The sequence below is a fragment of the Pseudorhizobium tarimense genome (assembly GCF_022968135.1).
In the GTDB taxonomy this organism is placed as follows: domain Bacteria; phylum Pseudomonadota; class Alphaproteobacteria; order Rhizobiales; family Rhizobiaceae; genus Neorhizobium; species Neorhizobium tarimense.
On sequence record NZ_JALJRA010000002.1, the window covers coordinates 267720 to 286816 of the forward strand.

Annotated in this window: 18 protein-coding genes; 11 read left to right on the forward strand and 7 right to left on the reverse strand. The window is 62.8% G+C overall.

Annotated features, from left to right (window positions below):
• Window positions 1-273 precede the first annotated feature (273 nt).
• From MUU54_RS03665 to MUU54_RS03680, 4 genes are all read left to right on the forward strand, one after another.
• Window positions 274-2709 carry a S8 family peptidase gene (locus MUU54_RS03665; RefSeq protein WP_247242735.1) on the forward strand — a complete coding sequence of 812 codons (2436 nt, stop codon included), beginning with the start codon at window positions 274-276 and terminating at the stop codon, window positions 2707-2709.
• Between the two features lie 312 nt (window positions 2710-3021).
• Window positions 3022-4617, forward strand: a complete 1596-nt coding sequence (locus MUU54_RS03670; protein ID WP_247242673.1) for a VOC family protein — start codon at window positions 3022-3024, stop codon at window positions 4615-4617.
• On the forward strand, window positions 4617-5189 hold the full coding sequence (locus MUU54_RS03675) for a helix-turn-helix domain-containing protein (protein WP_247242674.1): 573 nt from the start codon (window positions 4617-4619) through the stop codon (window positions 5187-5189). The genes MUU54_RS03670 and MUU54_RS03675 overlap by 1 nt, the downstream gene beginning before the upstream one ends.
• A gap of 23 nt (window positions 5190-5212) precedes the next feature.
• A complete protein-coding gene (locus tag MUU54_RS03680) occupies window positions 5213-5761 on the forward strand; it encodes a GNAT family N-acetyltransferase (RefSeq protein WP_247242675.1) in 549 nt (182 codons plus the stop codon).
• Here the strand turns inward: MUU54_RS03680 and MUU54_RS03685 are convergent.
• Window positions 5737-6975, reverse strand: a complete 1239-nt coding sequence (locus tag MUU54_RS03685; protein WP_247242676.1) for an MFS transporter — start codon at window positions 6973-6975, stop codon at window positions 5737-5739. The two genes, MUU54_RS03680 and MUU54_RS03685, sit on opposite strands and share 25 nt — an antisense overlap.
• A gap of 54 nt (window positions 6976-7029) precedes the next feature.
• A complete protein-coding gene (locus MUU54_RS03690) occupies window positions 7030-7650 on the reverse strand; it encodes a TetR/AcrR family transcriptional regulator (RefSeq protein ID WP_247242677.1) in 621 nt (206 codons plus the stop codon).
• Between the two features lie 160 nt (window positions 7651-7810).
• On the opposite strand from MUU54_RS03690, the gene MUU54_RS03695 reads away from it, so the two are divergent.
• The gene (locus MUU54_RS03695) at window positions 7811-7981 is read left to right on the forward strand and encodes a hypothetical protein (protein WP_247242678.1); all 171 of its coding nucleotides are present in this window, start codon (window positions 7811-7813) and stop codon (window positions 7979-7981) included.
• A gap of 335 nt (window positions 7982-8316) precedes the next feature.
• Here MUU54_RS03695 and MUU54_RS03700 read toward each other — a convergent pair whose 3' ends face one another.
• From MUU54_RS03700 to MUU54_RS03710, 3 genes are all read right to left on the reverse strand, one after another.
• Entirely contained in the window at window positions 8317-8493 is a 177-nt protein-coding gene (locus MUU54_RS03700) for a hypothetical protein (protein WP_247242679.1), read from the reverse strand.
• Window positions 8494-8633: 140 nt separating this feature from the next.
• The gene (locus tag MUU54_RS03705; protein ID WP_247242680.1) at window positions 8634-9740 is read right to left on the reverse strand and encodes a TRAP transporter substrate-binding protein; all 1107 of its coding nucleotides are present in this window, start codon (window positions 9738-9740) and stop codon (window positions 8634-8636) included.
• A 128-nt stretch (window positions 9741-9868) separates the two neighbouring features.
• On the reverse strand, window positions 9869-10975 hold the full coding sequence (locus MUU54_RS03710; RefSeq protein WP_247242681.1) for a TRAP transporter substrate-binding protein: 1107 nt from the start codon (window positions 10973-10975) through the stop codon (window positions 9869-9871).
• A 237-nt stretch (window positions 10976-11212) separates the two neighbouring features.
• Between MUU54_RS03710 and mbfA the strand changes: the two genes are divergently transcribed.
• Window positions 11213-12196 carry an iron exporter MbfA gene (gene mbfA, locus MUU54_RS03715; protein WP_247242682.1) on the forward strand — a complete coding sequence of 328 codons (984 nt, stop codon included), beginning with the start codon at window positions 11213-11215 and terminating at the stop codon, window positions 12194-12196.
• A gap of 78 nt (window positions 12197-12274) precedes the next feature.
• Here mbfA and MUU54_RS03720 read toward each other — a convergent pair whose 3' ends face one another.
• Both MUU54_RS03720 and MUU54_RS03725 read right to left on the reverse strand, forming a co-directional pair.
• Complete coding sequence (locus MUU54_RS03720; protein ID WP_247242683.1) at window positions 12275-12889, reverse strand: transglutaminase-like cysteine peptidase; 615 nt, start codon at window positions 12887-12889, stop codon at window positions 12275-12277.
• Window positions 12890-13020: 131 nt separating this feature from the next.
• Entirely contained in the window at window positions 13021-13827 is an 807-nt protein-coding gene (locus tag MUU54_RS03725) for an alpha/beta hydrolase (protein WP_247242684.1), read from the reverse strand.
• Window positions 13828-14011: 184 nt separating this feature from the next.
• Between MUU54_RS03725 and infC the strand changes: the two genes are divergently transcribed.
• The 5 genes from infC to pheT all read left to right on the forward strand — a co-directional run bounded on the left by infC (window position 14012) and on the right by pheT (window position 19056).
• Window positions 14012-14548 carry a translation initiation factor IF-3 gene (gene infC / locus MUU54_RS03730; protein ID WP_247242736.1) on the forward strand — a complete coding sequence of 179 codons (537 nt, stop codon included), beginning with the start codon at window positions 14012-14014 and terminating at the stop codon, window positions 14546-14548.
• A 205-nt stretch (window positions 14549-14753) separates the two neighbouring features.
• Window positions 14754-14957 (forward strand): 50S ribosomal protein L35, encoded by a 204-nt coding sequence (gene rpmI, locus MUU54_RS03735; protein WP_102020677.1) that lies wholly within the window; start codon window positions 14754-14756, stop codon window positions 14955-14957.
• A 39-nt stretch (window positions 14958-14996) separates the two neighbouring features.
• Window positions 14997-15401 (forward strand): 50S ribosomal protein L20, encoded by a 405-nt coding sequence (gene rplT, locus MUU54_RS03740; protein WP_247242685.1) that lies wholly within the window; start codon window positions 14997-14999, stop codon window positions 15399-15401.
• A gap of 129 nt (window positions 15402-15530) precedes the next feature.
• On the forward strand, window positions 15531-16613 hold the full coding sequence (pheS, locus tag MUU54_RS03745) for a phenylalanine--tRNA ligase subunit alpha (protein ID WP_247242686.1): 1083 nt from the start codon (window positions 15531-15533) through the stop codon (window positions 16611-16613).
• A gap of 16 nt (window positions 16614-16629) precedes the next feature.
• Window positions 16630-19056 (forward strand): phenylalanine--tRNA ligase subunit beta, encoded by a 2427-nt coding sequence (pheT, locus tag MUU54_RS03750; protein ID WP_247242687.1) that lies wholly within the window; start codon window positions 16630-16632, stop codon window positions 19054-19056.
• The last annotated feature ends 41 nt before the right edge of the window (window positions 19057-19097 follow it).

Sequence of the window (19097 nt, forward strand, 5' to 3'; positions counted from 1 at the left end):
GACGGTCGGGTGCCCGAAGTTCAAGGGAGGCCGTGGCCACAGGAAGTGGCATGGCCACGAAAGGTTTACGTCCATGCCCAAGACCGCAGGATGTCCCGCATTCGTCTGCCGAATTGCAGACATTACGGCAGTTTCGGAAGTATCCTCTTTTTTAGCAGATACTCATGAAAAAGCCTGATTTCTGAAAGATGGCGCATTCGTGCAGCTCAAGGTCCGTCAGGCGGTCATCAGAGAGCATCATCATCCTACTCTCGTCGATGGTCTTACTTGAGCATGTCGAATACCGCTTTGATGGCGCCGATCGCCCTTTTCTCTGCAGGCCTCCTGGTGAGTGGCTGCTCCGGCGGATCGGGCGGATCCGGCGATGGAGGTTCCGGTAGTTCTTCGCCGCCCGCGGTCGCAGCTCCAGCACCGGTTTCGCCCAGCGCGCCCGCACCCGCTCCGGCACCCACCCCGCCATCACCCTCGCTCTCCCAGGGCAATTGGGCATCAGGCGGCGTGACCTTCAATCCGGCGCGGGCGGAGCAAATTCGGACATCCGCCGAGTTTCGCGCGGCTGACGCCAACTGCACTTATGTCGGTTGTGCATCCTCCGGTGCGCCCGCGACCAACCAGTCCAGCGCGTTTGAACTGCACAACCTGCACACGGCCTTGTCCTCGGGCATCAGCGGCGCAGGCCAGCTCGTTGCAGTCGTCGACAGCGGCTTTCGCACGACGCATCAGGAGTTTGCGGGCAAGACGATCTATCGGTACGGCACGCTTCCGAGCAGCGATCACGGCACGCATGTGGCCTCGCTGATTGCAGGCGTTCAGGATGGCAGGGGAATGCACGGAGTGACCCCTTCCGCCGGCTTGCATCTGACCGCCATCAATCCGGCAGGCGGCACCAATCTTAACCTGGACAACGTCATTGGTGGCACGCTTGACGCAGCTTCCCGCGGGGCGGTCGCGCAGAACAATTCCTGGGGCTTCGAACTGCCAGCCTCTGATCTCGCGTCTCACCTTCAGGCCAATCCCGGCCGGACCGTGGCACAGGGACTGAACGCGCTGATCGGCAATTATGGTGCGGCGAAGTGGCAGACCTATCTCGATGCGCTGGACGGCTTTCAGCGTGGAGGCGTCATCGTATGGGCACTGTCGAACAACGAGGCCTTGGCGTCCGGCGACGTGATGGCGGCCCTTCCGCATTTTGACCAGCACTTGCAGGAGGCCTGGGTCGCTGCCGCCAATGGCTATTTTGAGGTGGACGCGGCAGGAGAGATCACGAAGGCTGTCCGCCTTTCGGCTCCCTGTGGATTGGCTGCAAGCTTCTGCATGGCCGGAGATGGAACAACGAGTGCAGCGAGTGCGACTTCCGATACGTCCTATTCTGCTGGCACGGGCACATCCTACGTCGCACCGCAGATCGCTGGGACGGTTGCGCTGCTGGCGGAGGCTTTTCCGGATCTCACACCGGAGGAGTGGACAAAGAGACTTCTGGCGAGCGCGGACAATAGCTGGTTCAGCAAGCTCGGCGTTGCGGTCAGCGGCACCAGCGACTTCGGCAACGGCGTTTCCCATGCCTACTCCGAGGAATGGGGGCACGGGGTCCTGGACGTCGCAGCGGCACTCAGCCCGATCGGAAGCGTGTCTTATCTGTCTGGAGATCACGTTCTGACCAGCGATCGGACGAGCCTCACGGAGATGACGGTTGCTCCTTCGCAAAGCTTTGGCAATGGGATCGAAGCGGCCTTGGCTGGGACTCAGGTCGCGGTCTTCGATGCCCTAAACCGCAGCTACAACGTCGAAGGATCACAGCTCGTCCAAGCGTCGAGCCCCTCCATGCTCCCCGACCTGATGCAGTGGGTTGCCGTTCCCCCTTCGCACGCGCTGCCCAAGCCGGGCCTGCTCCTGCCAGACGACGCATACGCCGCAACGGCGGGCCTCTCGGTTGCGGCCGATGCCACCGGCATCTTCGAGACCAGTCCCGCATCCGCGTGGCACAGTCAGAGCTCTGTTCTCTCCCTTGTGGGTGAAAACGTTGCAGCCATCTCCAGTCGCGAACTGGGGCCTTTCGCAGTCACGGCCGTTGGGTTTGCAGGGGAAGGCACGCATGAGGAGGAGCTGGGATCTGTTGCAGGCGGCGCCATCAACGTCGCAATCGGCGAAGCGACCCGCGTCAGTTTCGGAGCGAGCTATCTAGATGATCAGGAAAGTCTTCTCGGGATGGAGCCCAGCGCGGCGTTCGCCTGGGGTGCCGGAAGCAAGGTTGCGACATTCCACGCCGGTCTCGATCATCAACTGGCGCCGGACCTGGGGCTGTTTGGCCGGTTCGAACACGGGACGGCGAGAGCTTCTGGCGGCACCGCAGGCTTGGTCGGGTCGATCAGCGACGTCGATTTCTTGGCCTTTCAGGTCGGAGTACGCGTAGGCAACCTGATGAAGGAGCAGGATTCACTCTCCTTCTCCGTTGCTCAACCCTTGCGCATTGAAAGCGGCTCGATGCAGCTGAATATCCCGACCGGCCGCAATGCTGCCGGAGAGATCCAGCGGCGCCAGATGGCGGCTGACGTCGAACCGACCGGCCGCGAGCTAGACTTCGGTATGGACTACAGTGTCCCGTTGGCAGAGGGGCATCTGCGAGTGGGCCTACAGTATCGCGTCGATTCGGGCCATGTGCCGGATGCTTCTGCCGCTGGCATAGCGGTTGGATTTCGCAAGACTTTCTAGCGCAGGCTCCCGTTCTCCGGTAACGGATGGAGGCAGCGATCATGTCGCAAGCATGGACGCGAAGGTTCGTGTCCATGCCAAGACCGGTAGATCGGGTGGCCGAAGCGAAGAGGCCGTGTCTCGGCATCCGCCAGCCGTCCATTCGTCTCGAAGACGCAACGACGAGGTCGCGAACACGTTCTTGTGATTGATCCTGATGCATGACAGCCTGCGGCGCGCAGTTTGGTTCCGATACCGATGGGAGTCTTCGCGCCACTAGCCTCCCTGCGCACAAGCAACTAGGCTGCATGTTCCCGCCACCGGAACCCACTCATGGCCGCATCTTCTTTTCCCACCGGCATTCACCACGTCACGCTGATCACCCGGCGGGTGCAGGAGAATGTCGATTTCTATGTGGGCTTCCTGGGGCTCCGCCTCGTCAAGCGCACCGGTGGTTTCGAGGATGCCGAGCAGTTGCATCTGTTTTACGGAAATGCGGAGGCCGAGCCTGGCACGCTCGTCACATTTCTCGTCTGGGAGGATGGCGCTTCGGGGCGGGTGGGGAACGGGCAGGTGTCCGAGATCGCCTTTTCCGTGCCGCGCGATGCGATCGGTGAATGGCTGACGCGGGCGATCACGCACCGCGTGCCGGTGGAAGGCCCGCTGCATGAGTTTGGCGAAACGGTGCTGCGGCTGAAGGACCCCGACGGCATCATCGTCAAGCTAGTGGGACATGGCGACGCTATGGCTTTGGCGGCAGGGCAGGAGCCGGCCGTGACGCGGCTGCGGGCGGTGACGCTGTTGACCGAGACGCCGGAGGAGACGGCAACCTTTTTGTCCCGCTTCGGTTACCGGCCGGGGCCGGTCATGGGTAATCTGCAGCGGATGCTGTCCGACACCGATGCGGTAGACGTGCGCGACGCCACCGGCTACGTGCCCGGAATTCCCGGGACGGGAACGGCCGATCATGTCGCCTTTCGCGCCGGGGACGTCGAGGCGATCAGAAAGATGGAAGGAGACCTTTCGCGGCTGAACTCCTCGCCGACCAATCTCCATGACCGCAAGTACTTTATCTCGCTTTATGTGCGCGAGCCGGGCGGCACGTTGATCGAATATGCGACTGACGGGCCGGGCTTTGCTATCGACGAGAAGCCCGGACATCTGGGCGAGCAGCTCTTCGTGCCGCCGGGCGACGAGGCGCGTGCGCAAGACCTCAAGGTGTTCCTTCCGCAATTCTCGCTTCCCGGTGAGCAACGCATGCCGCGCCGCGACCTGCCCTTCGTGCACCGTTTCTTCGTGCCGGATGCGCCGGGTGAGGAGACGCTGGTGCTCATGCACGGCAGCGGCGGTAGCGAGGGGGACCTGATGCCGCTCGCGCACCGGATCGCACCGCAGGCTATGCTTCTTGGTCTGCGCGGGCGTTCGGTGGAGGATGGCTCGCCCCGCTGGTTCCGCCGCCTGCCGGGCGAGCATTTCGACCAGGGTGACATTCGCTCAGAAGCGGAAGCCTTTGCCGCTTTCGTGGAAGGCGCGGTGGAAGGCTATCGGCTGGACGCGGAGCGCCTGACTTTTCTCGGCCTGTCGAACGGCGCAAACTTCCTGGCGGCGGTGATGGCACTGTACCCGGGGTTGATCCGCCGGGCGGTCCTGCTGCGGCCGGCGATGGTGCTGGAGGACCCGCCGGTGGTGGATCTCTCGGCAACCTCGGTTCTGATGGTGAGCGGCCGGCAGGACCTGGCAGCCCCCTTGGCTCGGCGGCTGGAGGCATGGCTGCGGGACAGCGGCGCGAACCTTACCAGCCACTTCATCGACACTGCCCATCAGCTCTCGGATGAGGATCTGCCGCTGGCGAAAGCCTGGGTAGACAAGCACCGACAGTCGCATCGGCTGCTGTTGACTCCATCATCCGAGAAATGCATTCTCGAATAATGGAAGATGCCCTCTCACTGGATCGATCGATCGGGGAGCGGCTGCGTGGCCTGAGGGACGCGCAGGCGCTGACGCTGGATGAGCTGGCGGCCCGTTCGGGCGTCAGCCGCGCGATGATCTCACGGATCGAGCGCGCCGAGGCGAGCCCGACGGCGGCGCTCCTGGCGCGGCTTTGCGAGGCGTTGGGGCTGACGCTTTCCACCTTCTTTGCCGAGAATGATGAACCGGCATCACCGCTCAGCCGCAGGGGTAGCCAGCGGCTGTGGCGCGATCCGCATACCGGCTACCTGCGCCGCTCCGTTTCGCCATCGGGCATGCCGAGCCGGGTGGATATCGTCGAGGTGGAGTTTCCGGCCGGCGCGCGCGTCAGCTTTCCGCCGCGGGAGGAAAGCCGTGTGATGACGCAGCATGTCTGGCTCTTCGAAGGCGAGCTGCAGATGACGATCGGCGAGACGATGCATCGGCTCGAACCCGGCGATTGCCTGTTCATGGACATCGGAGACGCCTTCGACTTTCACAATCCTGTCGACCGGCCGGCCCGCTATGCGGTGATCCTCGACCGGGGACGCTGAAGCCACACAAGGAGAAACAGCACGTGACGGCCATCATCCGTATCGCCGATGCCAATGCCGCCCGGGAGGCGGTGCCCGATCTTTGCGAGGTTCTGGCGGATTGCATCAACGGCGGCGCCTCGCTCGGCTTCATGCTGCCGTTCTCGCCGGACGATGCCGCGGCCTACTGGCAGGAGATCGCCGCCCAGGTGGAGGCGGGCCAGATCATCCTGGCGCTTTTCGAGATCGACGGCAAGGTGGTGGGAACGGTGCAGGTGGGGCTGGCGACCAAGCCGAACCAGCCGCACCGGGGCGACCTGATGAAGCTCCTCGTCCACCGCTCCGCCCGCGGCCTCGGGCTGTCGCGCCGGCTGATGCAGGCGGTCGAGGCGGAGGCGTCGCGCCGGGGGCGGACGCTGCTGGTGCTCGATACGGCAACCGGCAGCGAAGCGGAAGCGATATACCCGCGTTTCGGCTGGCAGCGGGTGGGCGTCATCCCGGATTACGCCCTGTGGCCGCAGGGCGGGTTCTGTGACACGACGGTGTTCTACAAGCGGATCGGCGAACCTCAGGCGCCCTCGCGGGCCGCCTGATCCGCCACAACATCGCGCCGTTCGGTGAACGCATAGGCGAGTGCGATTGCCGGCAGGGCAAGCCCAATCATCGAGGCAAACAGCCAGCCGCCCTCGGCGAAAGCCCAGGCGCCGACGGCCGAGCCGATCGCGCCGCCGCAGAAGAAGGTGGCCATGAAGAGGCCGTTCAGCCGGCTGCGCAGATCTGGCCCGAGGCCAAAGATCGCCCGCTGTCCAATCACTAGCGTCATGGTGACGCCGAAGTCGAGCAGGATTGCAGCCACCGTCAGCAGCGCAAGGGCAATGGTCGAGCCTTCCGGGGCGATATGGGTGATCATGAAGGCGACGCCGACGGAAGCGATGCCGAAGAAGGTGGCGGGGCGACCGAGGTCCCGGTCGGCCAGGCGCCCGGCAATGGGTGAGGCGATGGCGCCCGCAACGCCGGCGAGCGCGAAGAGCGCGATGCCGGCCTGGGTCAGGCCGAAGGCGGGCCCGGCCAGCACGAGCGGCGTTACCGTCCAGAACAGGCTGAAGGCGGAAAACTGGCAGGCCTGATAGAAGGCTCGGCGGCGCAGAACCGGTTGCGAGGCATAAAGCTGTCCCATGGAAGCGAGCAGGCCGCCATAGGACAGCTTCGTCTGGGGCACCCGCTTCGGCAGCCGTGTGGCGAGCACGAGCGCCAGCGCGATCATGACGCCTGCGGACAGGAAGAAGACGAGGTGCCAGGAGGAGAAGCGGGCAACAAAGCTCGACACCGGGCGCGCCATCATGATGCCAACCATCAGGCCGCTCATGACGTTGCCGACGACCCGCCCGCGTTGCGCATCCGGCGCAAGGCTGGCCGCGAACGGCACGATCATCTGCACGGCGGTGGACGCAAGGCCGATTGCGAGCGAGGCCGCGAGGAAGGGCAATGCGGAGGTCGAGGCGCCGGCGGCAAGCAGCGCCAGCGTCGCAGCCCCGATCATGGTCAGGATCAGCCGGCGGTTTTCCAGAAGGTCGCCGAGCGGCACGACGAGCAGCAGGCCGAAGCCGTAGCCGATCTGCGTCAGGGTCACGATCAGGCCCGTCAGGTGCGGCGGCAGGCCGATCGAGGCGGCGATGGGGCCAGCCAGCGGCTGGGAGTAATACAGGTTAGCGGCGATCAGGCCGCAGGCAGCGGCCATCACGAAGGTCATTGCCGCTGACAGGCCTAGAGGTTGGGCGGATGCGGCTGTCGGGTTCTGCACGGTCATCGAAGGTTCCTTGGGAGGGAGGAGTGAGGAGGCGCTGGTTGATCTGCGGCCGGATCAGTCGAGGAGTTTCAGGGCGGCTTCGACGGAGGCCAGCAAGGGCAGATCGGGACGCCCGGTCTTGCCGGCGATCCGCACACCCATCAGGTAGGAGAAAACGGCTAGCGCAGTCGCGGCCGGATCCACGCTCGCGGAAACGGACCCGTCGGCCTGGCCATCGCGGATAAAACCCTCGATGCGCTGCACGAGCCGGGCGTTGTGCCCCTCGACGCGCTCTGCGACCACGGGATCAAAGAGTGAGAGTTCGACCGCAGCACCGATCGCCAGACAGCCGCGCCGGCCGGTCTCGCCGCAGGCGGCTTCGGCGTAGAACCGAAGAAGTGCTGCGATTTTCTCGCGCCCGGTGTTCGCTTTAGCAAGCTGAACATTGAGCAGGTCACCGCGCACCTGCTTGTAGCGGTCGAAAGCGGCGAGGAAGACGGCATGCTTGTCCTTGAACGCCTTGTAGATGCTGCCGGCGGTGAGCCCCATCGCCTCCTTCAGCTCGTTGATCGAGGTGCCATGGTAGCCGCGTTCGGAGAAAACGCGGATGGCGGCGTCCAGCGTCTGGCCAACATCGAATTCGCGGGGTCGCCCGGGTGAACGCGAGCTTCTTGCGGCGAGGGGGGCATCTGTCATTGTGCAGACCAGCAGATGGGAAACGATCATTTCCAAATAGACTGACGCGGCGCAAAGTTCAAGGCTTCTAACGGCGACGCGATAGATGGGAAAAAAGAAGGAACGGAAAGCGGTGAGACGGGTTAGCCCTCTTGTCCCCCATCAAGAAAACGGAGGCATTATGAGCAAGACCGATGTGAAGGAAGCCATCAAGCGCGCCGAAAAGCAGGTGGAAAACACCAGCGCCGGCGGTCATCTCGGCGGCACCTATTACGGGCAGGAGCCGGACGGCAAGACGTCGTCGAGCAACTCCAATGTCGGGCGAAACCGCCCGAACTCCGGCGGTGCCTGATCATTGACGACAGGATTGACGAAAAGCCCCGCCGCGAGCGGGGCTTTTTTGTGCTGATTGTTATTTGCCCTGGATCAATCTCGGAGACGTCTGCAGCCGCTAGACTCCGTTCATCTCGTGCGATGGACGGAGGCACCTGTGCTGAGGCTGATCTCGCAATTCATCCTTTGAGGAGCAGGGCTTCTCGCGGCGTTCTTCGTCTCCAGAGAGGATTCAGCCTCCCCCATCTATCAGCTCGTGGCGGCACTGCTGATAATGGCCGCGGCCTCTGTGCTGATCTGGTATGGACCTGCCCTTTGGCGACGCTTGCGAGGATAGACGTTCTGGCCTGCCGCTTACTGAACGGCAGCGGCCTGCGCCGTCAGATCCTGTGCCAGGTAGACACGCGCCGCGGACGGGCCGCTTTCCATGGTCGCCGCAACGTAGCCGCCGCCGGCGAGAAGAAGAACCAGGAACAGGACTGCTGTGCCCAGGCCGCCCTTGGCCTGGCGCGGAGCGTGGTGATATGCCATGAATTGCCTCCGTTTGGTCTCACAAGAACGGATGAGCTGCCTGGCGGTTCCCGTCTTCCTGCCCGTAAAATTAGACCGTGCTAAACAAAAAAAGCCCCGCAGGGCGGAGCTTCTAATGTCAGGATGAGGCGCGGCTCTTTTCAGAGCTTGCCGTTGCGCTGCTGGATCATCATGAAGGTGTCGTAGCTGTATTCGGCAACCTGCGCCCACAGGTAGGCGTCCTTCTTGAAGGCCAGCTGGCTGTCGTAGAGTGTCTTGAAGGATGGGCTCTTTTCCGACAGTTCCGCATAGGTTTCCATGGCGGCCGCATAGCAGGCCTCCATGATCTCCTGGCTGAACGGCTTCAGGATCGCGCCATCGGCCACCAGCTGCTTCAGCGCCACGGCATTGCGGGCATCGTAGTTCGCCAGCATGTTGTTGTTGGCCGAGGCACAGGCATTAGCCAGGATCTGCTGATAGCTCTTCGGCAGCGCGTTCCACTTCTCCAGGTTGAAGAAGGCATGCATGGCCGGGCCGCCTTCCCACCATGCCGGGTAGTAGTAATACTTGGCGACCTTCTGGAAGCCGAGCTTCTGATCGTCATAGGGACCGACGAACTCCGTGGCGTCGATCGTGCCCTTTTCCAGCGCCGGATAAACATCGCCGGCGGCGATCTGCTGCGGCGTCACGCCGACCTTCGTCATGATCTGGCCGGCCAGACCGGCGATGCGCATCTTCAGACCCTTGAGGTCTTCCAGCGTGTTTATCTCCTTGCGGAACCAGCCGCCCATCTGCGTGCCGCTGTTGCCGGCCGGCAGCGCATAGAGGCCACGCGGGGCGAGGAACTCGTTGATCAGGTCGTTGCCGCCGCCGGCGGTGAACCAGGCATTGGTCATGCGGGCATTGAGACCGAAGGGAATGGCGGTTCCAAGCGCGAAGGCGGGATCCTGGCCGATGTAGTAATAGGAGCAGGTATGAGCCATCTCAACGGTTCCAGCCGCAACGGCATCTGCCGCCTGCAGGCCGGGCACAATCTCGCCGGCCGCGAAGATCTCGATGGTGAACTGGCCGTCCGTCGCATTCTTCACGCTTTCGGCGATCTCGTTGGCGGCGCCGAAGATGATGTCGAGGTTCTTCGGGAAGGACGAGGTGAGCCGCCAGGTGACCTTGGGCGTGTCCTGCGCGATTGCGGGAGCTGCGAGCGGCAATGCGGCAGCGGCGCCTGCGCCGGCGGTTGCCGCCCTGCGCAGGAAATGTCGGCGGTTCATCGGATCCTCCTCGGATGGGCTGTCTTGTCTGTCATAGGTCTAGAGCCTCACCCTGCGGCACAGCAAGCAGAATGGCTGTTCCGAGGCATGGGGAGAAAGAGCCGGTCCGGGACCGGCTCTTCGCTGTATCAGAGGTTGCCGTTGCGCTGTTGGATCATCATGAAGGTATCGTAGCTGTATTCGGCGATCTGCGCCCAGAGATACGCATCCTTCTTGAACGCCTGCTGGCTGTCGTAGATTTTCTTGAACGCCGGATTGCTGGCGGAAATCTCTGCATATGTCTCCTGCGCTGCCTTGTAGCAGGTGTCGAGGATCTCCTGGCTGAACGGACGCAGGATAGCGCCTTCGCCGACCAGGTCCTTGAGCGCGATCGGGTTCTTCGCGTCGTAACGCTCCAGCATGCTGGCGCTGCCGGCAGCGCAGGCATCCTGCAGCATGCGCTTGTAGTTCTGCGGCAGGCTGTTGAACTTTTCGAGGTTCACGAAGGCGTGGACGGCCGGGCCGCCTTCCCACCATGCCGGATAGTAATAGTACTTGGCGACCTTGTGGAAGCCGAGCTTCTGGTCGTCATAGGGGCCGACGAATTCCGTGGCGTCGATCGTCCCTTTTTCAAGCGCTGCGTAGACATCCCCGCCGGCAATCTGCTGGGGCGTCACGCCGACCTTACTCATCACCTGGCCGGTCAAGCCGGCGATGCGCATCTTCAGACCCTTCAGGTCCTCGATCGTGTTGATTTCCTTGCGGAACCATCCACCCATCTGCGCGCCGGTATTGCCGAGCAGGATGGAGTGGATGTTGTAGCCGGCGAGGAATTCATTTAGCAGCTCATTGCCGCCCGCCTGGTTGAACCAGGCATTGGTCTGGCGTGCATTGAGGCCGAAGGGAACGGCGGTGCCGAGCGCGAAGGTTGGGTCCTTGCCAACATAGTAATAGGCGCAGGTGTGCGCCATCTCCACCGTTCCGGAGGATACGGCGTCAGCTGCCTGGAGCGCCGGCACGATCTCGCCGCCGGCAAAGTGCTGGATGACGAAATTTCCGCCAGACGCTTCCTTCACGTGATCGGCAACGATCTGGCCCGCGCCGAACAGGATATCGAGGCCCTTGGTAAAGGACGACGTCATTCGCCAGGTGATCTTCGGGTTTTCCTGGGCGATCGCCGGCGCTGCAAGCGTTGCTGCGGCCGCGGCACCAACGCCGGCGGTTCCAGCCTGGCGGATGAATGTTCTGCGGTTCATGGGAAGCATGCCTTTCTGGTGAAGGAAACGGCTCTCGCCGTGCTGCCGGCCTTCTAATTCTTTCGTTTCCACAACGGCAAGGAAAAAATCACATTAATTGCGTGAAAGGCATCTTCATCATCCGCTTTGTTGCCTGCGGCAACTTGTGGTCACGCTGTTGCCGTCTCTGGCGCAGCAGGTCTTGAACTTCGTGCCAAACTAATTAGTTTAGAATTATTCTAAAAATCGAGTCACCAGATGATTGCCGCTTTTCTCCCATCCGTCCGCCGCTCCTTCGATTCCCTCAGCGAACAGGAAATTCTAGCGCTCGCCATCGGCGCAGAGGAGGAAGATGCGCGAATCTACCAGGCCTATGCAGAAAACCTTCGGGACCAGTACCCCTCTTCCGCCAAGGTGTTCGACGACATGGCCGAAGTGGAGCAGACGCATAAGAACATGCTGATCCAGATGTTTCGCTCCCGCTTCGGCGATCGGATACCGCTGATCCGGCGCGAGCACGTCCGCGGCTTCTACTCGCGCAAGCCGGATTGGCTGGTGCACAACCTGCCGCTCGAAAAGATCCGCGCGCAGGCGGAAGCAATGGAAGAGCAGGCGGGCCGCTTCTACGCCGAGGCCGCCAAGCGGGTGAGCGACGCAGCGACCCGGCAGTTGCTCGGCGATCTGGCGCTAGCGGAACAGGGGCACGAGGAGATTGCCCGAACGCTGGGCGAGAAGCACGTCGGCCAATCGGAAAAGGATGCGGAAGACGAGACGGCACATCGCCAGTTCGTGCTGACTTACGTGCAGCCAGGGCTCGCGGGTCTGATGGACGGATCCGTCTCGACCCTTGCGCCGATCTTTGCGGCGGCGTTCGCGACGCAGGATACCTGGAGCACCTTCCTGATCGGACTCTCGGCGTCGGTCGGTGCCGGCATCTCGATGGGCTTCACCGAAGCGGCGCACGACGACGGCAAGATCTCGGGCCGCGGCTCGCCGGTGAAGCGCGGCCTCGCCTCCGGCATCATGACGGCGATCGGCGGCTTGGGGCATGCGCTGCCCTACCTCATCCCGCACTTCTGGACCGCGACGATGCTCGCGGTGGCGGTTGTCTTCGTGGAGCTTTGGGCGATAGCCTTCATCCAGAACCGCTACATGGAAACGCCCTTCCTGCGCGCCGTGATGCAGGTGGTGTTTGGCGGTTCGCTGGTGCTGGCGGCCGGCATCATCATCGGCCACGGGTGAGGCGACGCACCTGCGCGAGAGGGAGCTCAACAAGAAGGCGGGTCGAAGCCCGCCTTTCAGATCCAGATGATCCGTCGATCAGCGCAGCGCACCAACCACGACGTCGCGACCGTTCTCGATGCTGACCCAGCGGCCGGTATCGAAAGAGGCCTGGCGCTTCAGGAAGGTGTAGGAGGTCTCGTACCAAGGCTTCACCTCGCGATCGAGGTTGTCGAGGATGAAGTCCCCTTGGGCGGTGCGCACCGTCAGAACGGCATGGCCTTCCCCGTCCGGCTTCCGCACGACCGTGATCAGCAGGTCGGCGAGCGAGAAGCCTTTTGCGGCAAGCTCGCGACGCTTTTCAAGTGCGTAGTCTTCGCAGTCTCCGACGTCCTTCGGATAGGCCCAGACCTCTTCGCGGCCGAAGATTTCCTTATCCGTCATCGCCTGGATGCGCTGGTTGACCGAGGTGTTGACGCTGTTGATCATAGCCCAGCCGCGCGCTGTCAGCTTGGGAGCGGGACGGGATGCTAAGCGCTGGCTGCACTCCCTCGGATTGCTGCGGCAGAACTCGTAATGTCCGATCGGCTGCGAGGTCACGCCCCCTGTGACCATGTTCGCGAGAGCCTGAGGTGCCGGAACCGCGGCAGTTGCAGGCGCAAGTATAGCCAGTAGGCATACGGCAAGGTGCCGCGCCTTTAACGTGTAATTCATGGACCCGTCCCTTCAAGTCTTAACAAAACGTTAAGGTGTGTCGGGACGGACTGTCAATCGATCAACTTTTACTGAAGCCACCGGATTGCGAATATGGTTAAAGGTGGTGCATTTTAGCCTCAGCTCATTTTTTAATCATGATTTATGAGGGTGCCGATCGCCGAAAGCATCTTTTCGATGTCCTGCGGGCGCGAAAGACGGTGGTCGCCATCGCGGATCAGCGTCAGGACAGCGTCTTCCGCAGGCAGGAACTCCACGAGTTTCAGAGCGTAACGATAGGGGACGTCCGGGTCCTGCATGCCTTGCAGGATGTGGACCGGGCAGCGGGTCTCGATGAGGCCGGTCAGCACCAGGTTGGCCCGCCCGTCCTCGAGCAGGTCCCGTGTATAGATATTGGGCTCCGGGCTGTATTCCGAGACTTCCTCGAAGTAGCCGCGGTCGACGAGCGACCGACGCTGTTCCTCGGTCAGATGCGGCTCGATCAGCTCGGAGGTGAAATCCGGCGCCGGCGCGATCAGCACCAGGCCCGCGAGCTTGATGGCGCTGCCGCGGCGGCGCAATTCCTGCGCAAGACGAAGCGCAATCCAGCCGCCCATGGAGGAGCCGACGAGGACGACGCTTTTGGGGCTTAGGTGCTCCAGGACGGCGAGCGCCTCCTCCAGCCAGCGTGAGATCGTGCCGTCGCGAAAGGCGCCTCCGGATGCACCGTGCCCGGAATAGTCGAAGCGGATGGCGCCAAGTCCACGGTTGGCTGCAAAGGCGTCCATCTCGGCCGCCTTGGTGCCCGTCATGTCGGAGCGATATCCGCCGAGCCAGACGAGAACGGGCCCATCGGCACGTGTCGTTGCGGGGCGGTTCAGGATGGCTATCCTGCGCTCCTGTCCTTCGCCGCCGACATGGATCCAGCTCTCTTCGGGTGGTGCGGGTTGCTCCGTCATCGCGAACTCCTATCTATGGGTGAAGGCGGGACAATTTGGGCTTATGTCCGCATTGCGGCAGGTGATTTCTCCGCCGGACCATGCTATTGACTTTGCCGTCGCAGTTACGACATTGCCGACGCCCCTGCAAATGTGCGGGGATGTTTGGCCGAATTTTATCGAAACAGCCAAGGAGAATACGACCATTCGCAGACCGTTCAAAGCCGATGCCCCCGTCAAGGAAGGGCCGCGCTCAAACCGGGACATCCGGATTCCGAAGATTCAGCTGATCGATGCCGAAGGACAGAACCTCGGGGTCGTCGCGACGGACGAGGCACTGAGGATGGCCGAGGAGGCCGGTCTCGACCTCGTGGAGATTTCTCCGAACAATGATCCGCCGGTATGCAAGATCCTCGACCTGGGCAAGCTGAAATATGCCAACCAGAAGAAGGCTGCCGAAGCGCGCAAGAAGCAGAAGATCGTCGAGATCAAGGAAATCAAGATGCGCCCGAACATCGACACCCATGACTATGAGGTGAAGATGAAGGCGATCAACCGGTTCTTCGAGGATGGCGACAAGGTCCGCGTCACGCTGCGCTTCCGCGGCCGCGAAATGGCGCACCAGGAACTCGGCATGAAGCTCCTGCAGCAGGTCAAGGAAGACACCGCCGAAATCGCCAAGGTGGAAGCCGAGCCCAAGCTCGAGGGTCGCCAGATGATGATGGTGCTGGCGCCGCGCTGAGCGCGCCACATCTGCTTGTCAACGGGGCCGGATGTGCCGGCTCCGCTCTGGCCCGCAAAACCTCTCCCGATGCCGTTGCGCTTTCTCCCGACTGCGGTTATAAGCGCGCGTCCGAACGGTCCGGCAGGGCATGCCGAGGCCGTTCTTAATATGCTCGAAACGGGCCTCTTCAGCCAGTTTCGCTCAAGAAGAATGGAGTAGCAAAATGCCCAAGATGAAGACGAAATCCTCCGCCAAGAAGCGGTTCAAGATCACGGCTTCCGGCAAGGTCCTCGCGGCCGCTGCTGGCAAGCGCCACGGAATGATCAAGCGGTCCAACAAGTTCATCCGCGATGCACGCGGCACGATGGTCCTTGCCGAACCAGACGGCAAGAAGGTCATCAAGAACTACCTGCCGAACGGTCTCTGAGACCCTTTCGCTTTTTGGATCATGTAAGGAGATCATGACATGGCACGCGTAAAACGTGGCGTAACATCCCGCGCCAAGCACACCAAGACCCTCAAGGCAGCCAAGGGCTTCTACGGCCGCCGCAAGAACACCATCCGCGCCGCCAAGGCTGCAGTTGACCGTTCGCGCCAGTACGCAACCCGCGACCGCCGGGCCAAGAAGCGCAATTTCCGCGCCCTGTGGATCCAGCGCATCAACGCCGCCGTTCGCGAATCCGGCCTGACCTACGGCCGCTTCATCGACGGCCTGAACAAGGCTGGCATCGAAGTTGACCGCAAGGTCCTGTCCGACATGGCCATCCACGAGCCGGCTGCCTTCGGCGCCCTCGTAGATGCTGCCAAGAAGGCGCTCGAATACCTCAAGGAAAACGGCACGGCCAACGAGTTTGAAAGCGCGGTTCGGTAACCAGCGCTTCCCAGGCTCTTTAGCTTCATAGTTTTTGGGAAACCCGCGCTGGTTTGGGCTGGCGCGGGTTTTTCTTTTGCCCGTCACGACGCGGCGCTAACACCGGCGCGACCATCAACGGAAGACATCATGTTCGATCTGGAAAACCTGAAAACATCGCTCCTGGCGGAAATTGCTGCCGTCGGCGACGAGGCGGCGATTGAAGCCGTTCGTGTCAATGCGCTCGGCAAGAAGGGTTCGATTTCCGAACTCCTGAAGACGCTGGGTGCGATGAGCGCGGAGGAGCGCCAGACGCGTGGCGCGGCCATCAATGCTCTGAAGACGGAGATCACCGAGGCGATCAATGCGCGCAAGACGGTGCTGAAGGACGCCGCGATCGAGGCACGGCTGAAGGCAGAGACGGTGGATGTCTCGCTGCCGGTGCGTTCTTCACCGGCCGAGCGCGGCCGCATTCATCCGATCAGCCAGATCGTCGACGAAATCACAGCGGTCTTTGCCGACATGGGCTTCTCCATTGCCGAAGGGCCGGACATCGAGACCGACTATTACAACTTCACGGCGCTGAACTTCCCTGAAGGCCATCCGGCGCGCGAAATGCACGACACCTTCTTCTTCCAGCCGGACGAGAACGGTGAACGCAAGGTGCTGCGCACCCACACTTCTCCGGTGCAGGTGCGCACCATGGAGGTGCAGAAGCCGCCGATCCGCATCGTCATTCCCGGCAAGACCTATCGCCAGGATTCCGATGCCACCCACTCGCCGATGTTCCATCAGGTGGAAGGCCTGGTCGTCGATCGCAAGAGCCATGTCGGCAACATGCGCTGGATCCTGGAAGAGTTCTGCAAGGCCTTCTTCGAGGTCGACAGCGTCACCATGCGCTTCCGGCCTTCCTTCTTCCCCTTCACCGAACCCTCCTTCGAGGTCGACATCCAGTGCGACCGCTCCGGCCCGATCGTCAAGTTCGGCGAGGGTTCCGACTGGATGGAAATCCTTGGCTGCGGAATGGTGCATCCGAACGTGTTGCGCGCCGGCGGGCTCGATCCCGACGAGTACCAGGGTTTTGCCTGGGGCATGGGGCTCGATCGCATCGCCATGCTGAAATACGGTATGCCGGACCTGCGCGACTTCTTCAACGCCGATGTCCGCTGGATGAACCACTACGGCTTCCGCCCGCTCGACATGCCGACGTTGTTCGGCGGCTTGAGCGCTTGAAGGGAGGGATAGACAAATGAAATTCACGCTCTCTTGGCTCAAGGATCATCTCGAGACCGATGCCACGCTGGATGAGATTTGCGAGCGCCTGACCGCGATTGGCCTCGAGGTCGAGGACGTCGACGACAAAGCCGCCTACAAGCCCTTCGTCATTGCCAAGGTCCTTTCGGCCGAGCAGCATCCCCAGGCGGACCGGCTGAAGGTGCTGATGGTGGACACCGGTGACGGTTCTTCGCCGGTTCAGGTCGTCTGCGGCGCGCCGAACGCGCGGGCAGGGCTGATCGGTGCGCTGGCGCGGCCCGGCAGCTATGTCCCCGGCATCGACGTGACCCTCTCCATAGGCAATATCCGCGGCGTCGAAAGCCACGGCATGATGTGCTCGGAAAAGGAGCTCAACATGTCGGACAACCACGACGGCATCATCGATCTTCCGGCCGATGCGCCGGTGGGCACCTCCTTTGCAAGCTATGCCGGTCTCGATGATCCGGTTATCGAGATCAACCTGACGCCGAACCGGCCGGACTGCACCTCGATCCATGGAATCGCCCGCGATCTGGCCGCGTCCGGTCTCGGAACGCTGAAGCAGCACGCCAAGCCGGACTTCAAGACGGAAGGCGAGACGCCGGTCGAGTTGAAGATTATCCTGGATGACGAGCGCCTCTGCCCGGGCTTCGGCCTGCGCCTCGTGCGCGGGGTGAAGAACGGCCCGAGCCCGGCCTGGATGCAAGCGCGGCTGAAGGCGATCGGCCTTCGGCCGATCAATGCGCTGGTCGACATCACCAACTACATGACCTTCGACCGGGGCCGGCCGATGCATGTCTTCGACGCGGCCAAGGTGAAGGGGAACCTGACGGTGCGCCGCGCGCTGGCAGGCGAGACGATTTTCGCGCTCGACACGCGCGAATACAAGCTGACGCCGAACAATGTCGTCATCGCCGACGACAACGGCGTCGAGTCCATCGGCGGCATCATGGGCGGCGAGCATTCCGGCTGCGACGAGACGACGACGGAGGTGCTGATTGAATCGGCGCTCTGGGATCCGATCAACATCGCCAAGTCCGGCCGCTCGCTCGGCATCATCACCGATGCGCGCTACCGCTTCGAGCGCGGCGTCGATCCGGAATACATGGTTCCGGGTCTCGAGCGCACGACGCAGCTGGTGCTGGAACTCTGTGGCGGTACCGCAGCCGAGGCCAAGATCGTCGGCTACAAGGGCTACGAGCCGAAGGTCGTTGACTTCCCGACCTCCGAGGTCAAACGCCTGACCGGACTCGACATCTCCGCCGACGAAAGCCGCGAGATCCTAGCGCGCCTCGGTTTTGGCGTCGAAGGCGCCGGCGAACGGCTGTCGATCAAGGTCCCCTCCTGGCGCCCGGACGTCGACGGCAAGGCAGATCTGGTGGAAGAGGTCATGCGCATCCACGGTGTCGACCAGATCAAGCCGGAGCCGATCGAGAACCTCGGGGCGGTCAACGGCCGCATTCTGACGACGCTGCAGGTGCGCAGCCGCACGGCCAAGCGCGCGCTTGCCGCCCGCGGCATGCTGGAAGCCGTCACCTGGTCCTTCATTTCCGAGGATCAGGCGAAGCTCTTCGGTGGCGGCGCGCCGGCCTTGAAGCTCGCCAACCCGATCGCGTCCGACATGTCCGACATGCGTCCTTCGCTGCTGCCGGGCCTGCTGACCGCAGCACAGCGCAACGCCGACAAGGGCTACGGAGACGTTGCTATCTTCGAGGTCTGCGGCACCTATGAGAACGACAGGCCGGAAGGCCAGCGTCGGGTTGCCGGCGGTGTCCGCCGCGGAACGGCCTCCATCAACGGCGCAGGCCGGCTCTGGTCGAACACCGCCAAGGGCGGCGGCAAGCCTGTGGAGGTCTTCGATGCGAAAGCTGATGCTCTGGCCGTGCTGGAAGCTTGTGGCCTGCCGATGGGCAATGTCCAGGTCGAGGCGGGTGCGCCCGGTTGGTATCACCCCGGCCGTTCCGGCACGATCAAGATGGGACCCAAGGTGGTGCTCGGCTATTTCGGCGAGTTCCACCCGAAGACGCTGGGCGCACTCGACGTTTCCGGAGCACTGTGTGGCTTCGAAGTCTATCTCGACGCCATGCCGGAGCCGAAGAAGAAGGCGACACGGACCAAGCCCCCGCTGGAGCTTTCGCCCTTCCAGGTGGTGAAGCGCGACTTCGCCTTTGTAGTGGATAGGCATGTCGAAGCCGGGGCCATCATCAAGGCGGCGACGAGCGCCGACCGCAAGCTGATCACCGGCGTCAACGTCTTCGATATTTTCGAAGGCGCTTCGCTCGGCGCGGGCCGCAAGTCGGTTGCCATCGAAGTGCTGATCCAGCCGGTCGAGCGGACGCTGACCGACGACGATTTCGAGGCGCTGACGGCCAAGATCGTCGGCAATGTCGAGAAGACCACGGGCGGCACGCTGCGGGCCTGAGACCCTGACCGGTATCGGGTGGTACCTTTCCATCCTGCGGG

Bases quoted from the DNA above. Each gene is read 5' to 3' on its own strand.
- MUU54_RS03665 (WP_247242735.1), top strand. From the start codon at position 274: ATGTCGAATACCGCTTTGATGGCGCCGATCGCCCTTTTCTCTGCAGGC.
- MUU54_RS03670 (WP_247242673.1), top strand. From the start codon at position 3,022: ATGGCCGCATCTTCTTTTCCCACCGGCATTCACCACGTCACGCTGATC.
- MUU54_RS03675 (WP_247242674.1), top strand. From the start codon at position 4,617: ATGGAAGATGCCCTCTCACTGGATCGATCGATCGGGGAGCGGCTGCGT.
- MUU54_RS03685 (WP_247242676.1), bottom strand. From the start codon at position 6,975: ATGACCGTGCAGAACCCGACAGCCGCATCCGCCCAACCTCTAGGCCTG.
- MUU54_RS03690 (WP_247242677.1), bottom strand. From the start codon at position 7,650: ATGACAGATGCCCCCCTCGCCGCAAGAAGCTCGCGTTCACCCGGGCGA.
- MUU54_RS03695 (WP_247242678.1), top strand. From the start codon at position 7,811: ATGAGCAAGACCGATGTGAAGGAAGCCATCAAGCGCGCCGAAAAGCAG.
- MUU54_RS03700 (WP_247242679.1), bottom strand. From the start codon at position 8,493: ATGGCATATCACCACGCTCCGCGCCAGGCCAAGGGCGGCCTGGGCACA.
- MUU54_RS03705 (WP_247242680.1), bottom strand. From the start codon at position 9,740: ATGAACCGCCGACATTTCCTGCGCAGGGCGGCAACCGCCGGCGCAGGC.
- MUU54_RS03710 (WP_247242681.1), bottom strand. From the start codon at position 10,975: ATGAACCGCAGAACATTCATCCGCCAGGCTGGAACCGCCGGCGTTGGT.
- mbfA (WP_247242682.1), top strand. From the start codon at position 11,213: ATGATTGCCGCTTTTCTCCCATCCGTCCGCCGCTCCTTCGATTCCCTC.
- MUU54_RS03720 (WP_247242683.1), bottom strand. From the start codon at position 12,889: ATGAATTACACGTTAAAGGCGCGGCACCTTGCCGTATGCCTACTGGCT.
- MUU54_RS03725 (WP_247242684.1), bottom strand. From the start codon at position 13,827: ATGACGGAGCAACCCGCACCACCCGAAGAGAGCTGGATCCATGTCGGC.
- rpmI (WP_102020677.1), top strand. From the start codon at position 14,754: ATGCCCAAGATGAAGACGAAATCCTCCGCCAAGAAGCGGTTCAAGATC.
- rplT (WP_247242685.1), top strand. From the start codon at position 14,997: ATGGCACGCGTAAAACGTGGCGTAACATCCCGCGCCAAGCACACCAAG.
- pheS (WP_247242686.1), top strand. From the start codon at position 15,531: ATGTTCGATCTGGAAAACCTGAAAACATCGCTCCTGGCGGAAATTGCT.
- pheT (WP_247242687.1), top strand. From the start codon at position 16,630: ATGAAATTCACGCTCTCTTGGCTCAAGGATCATCTCGAGACCGATGCC.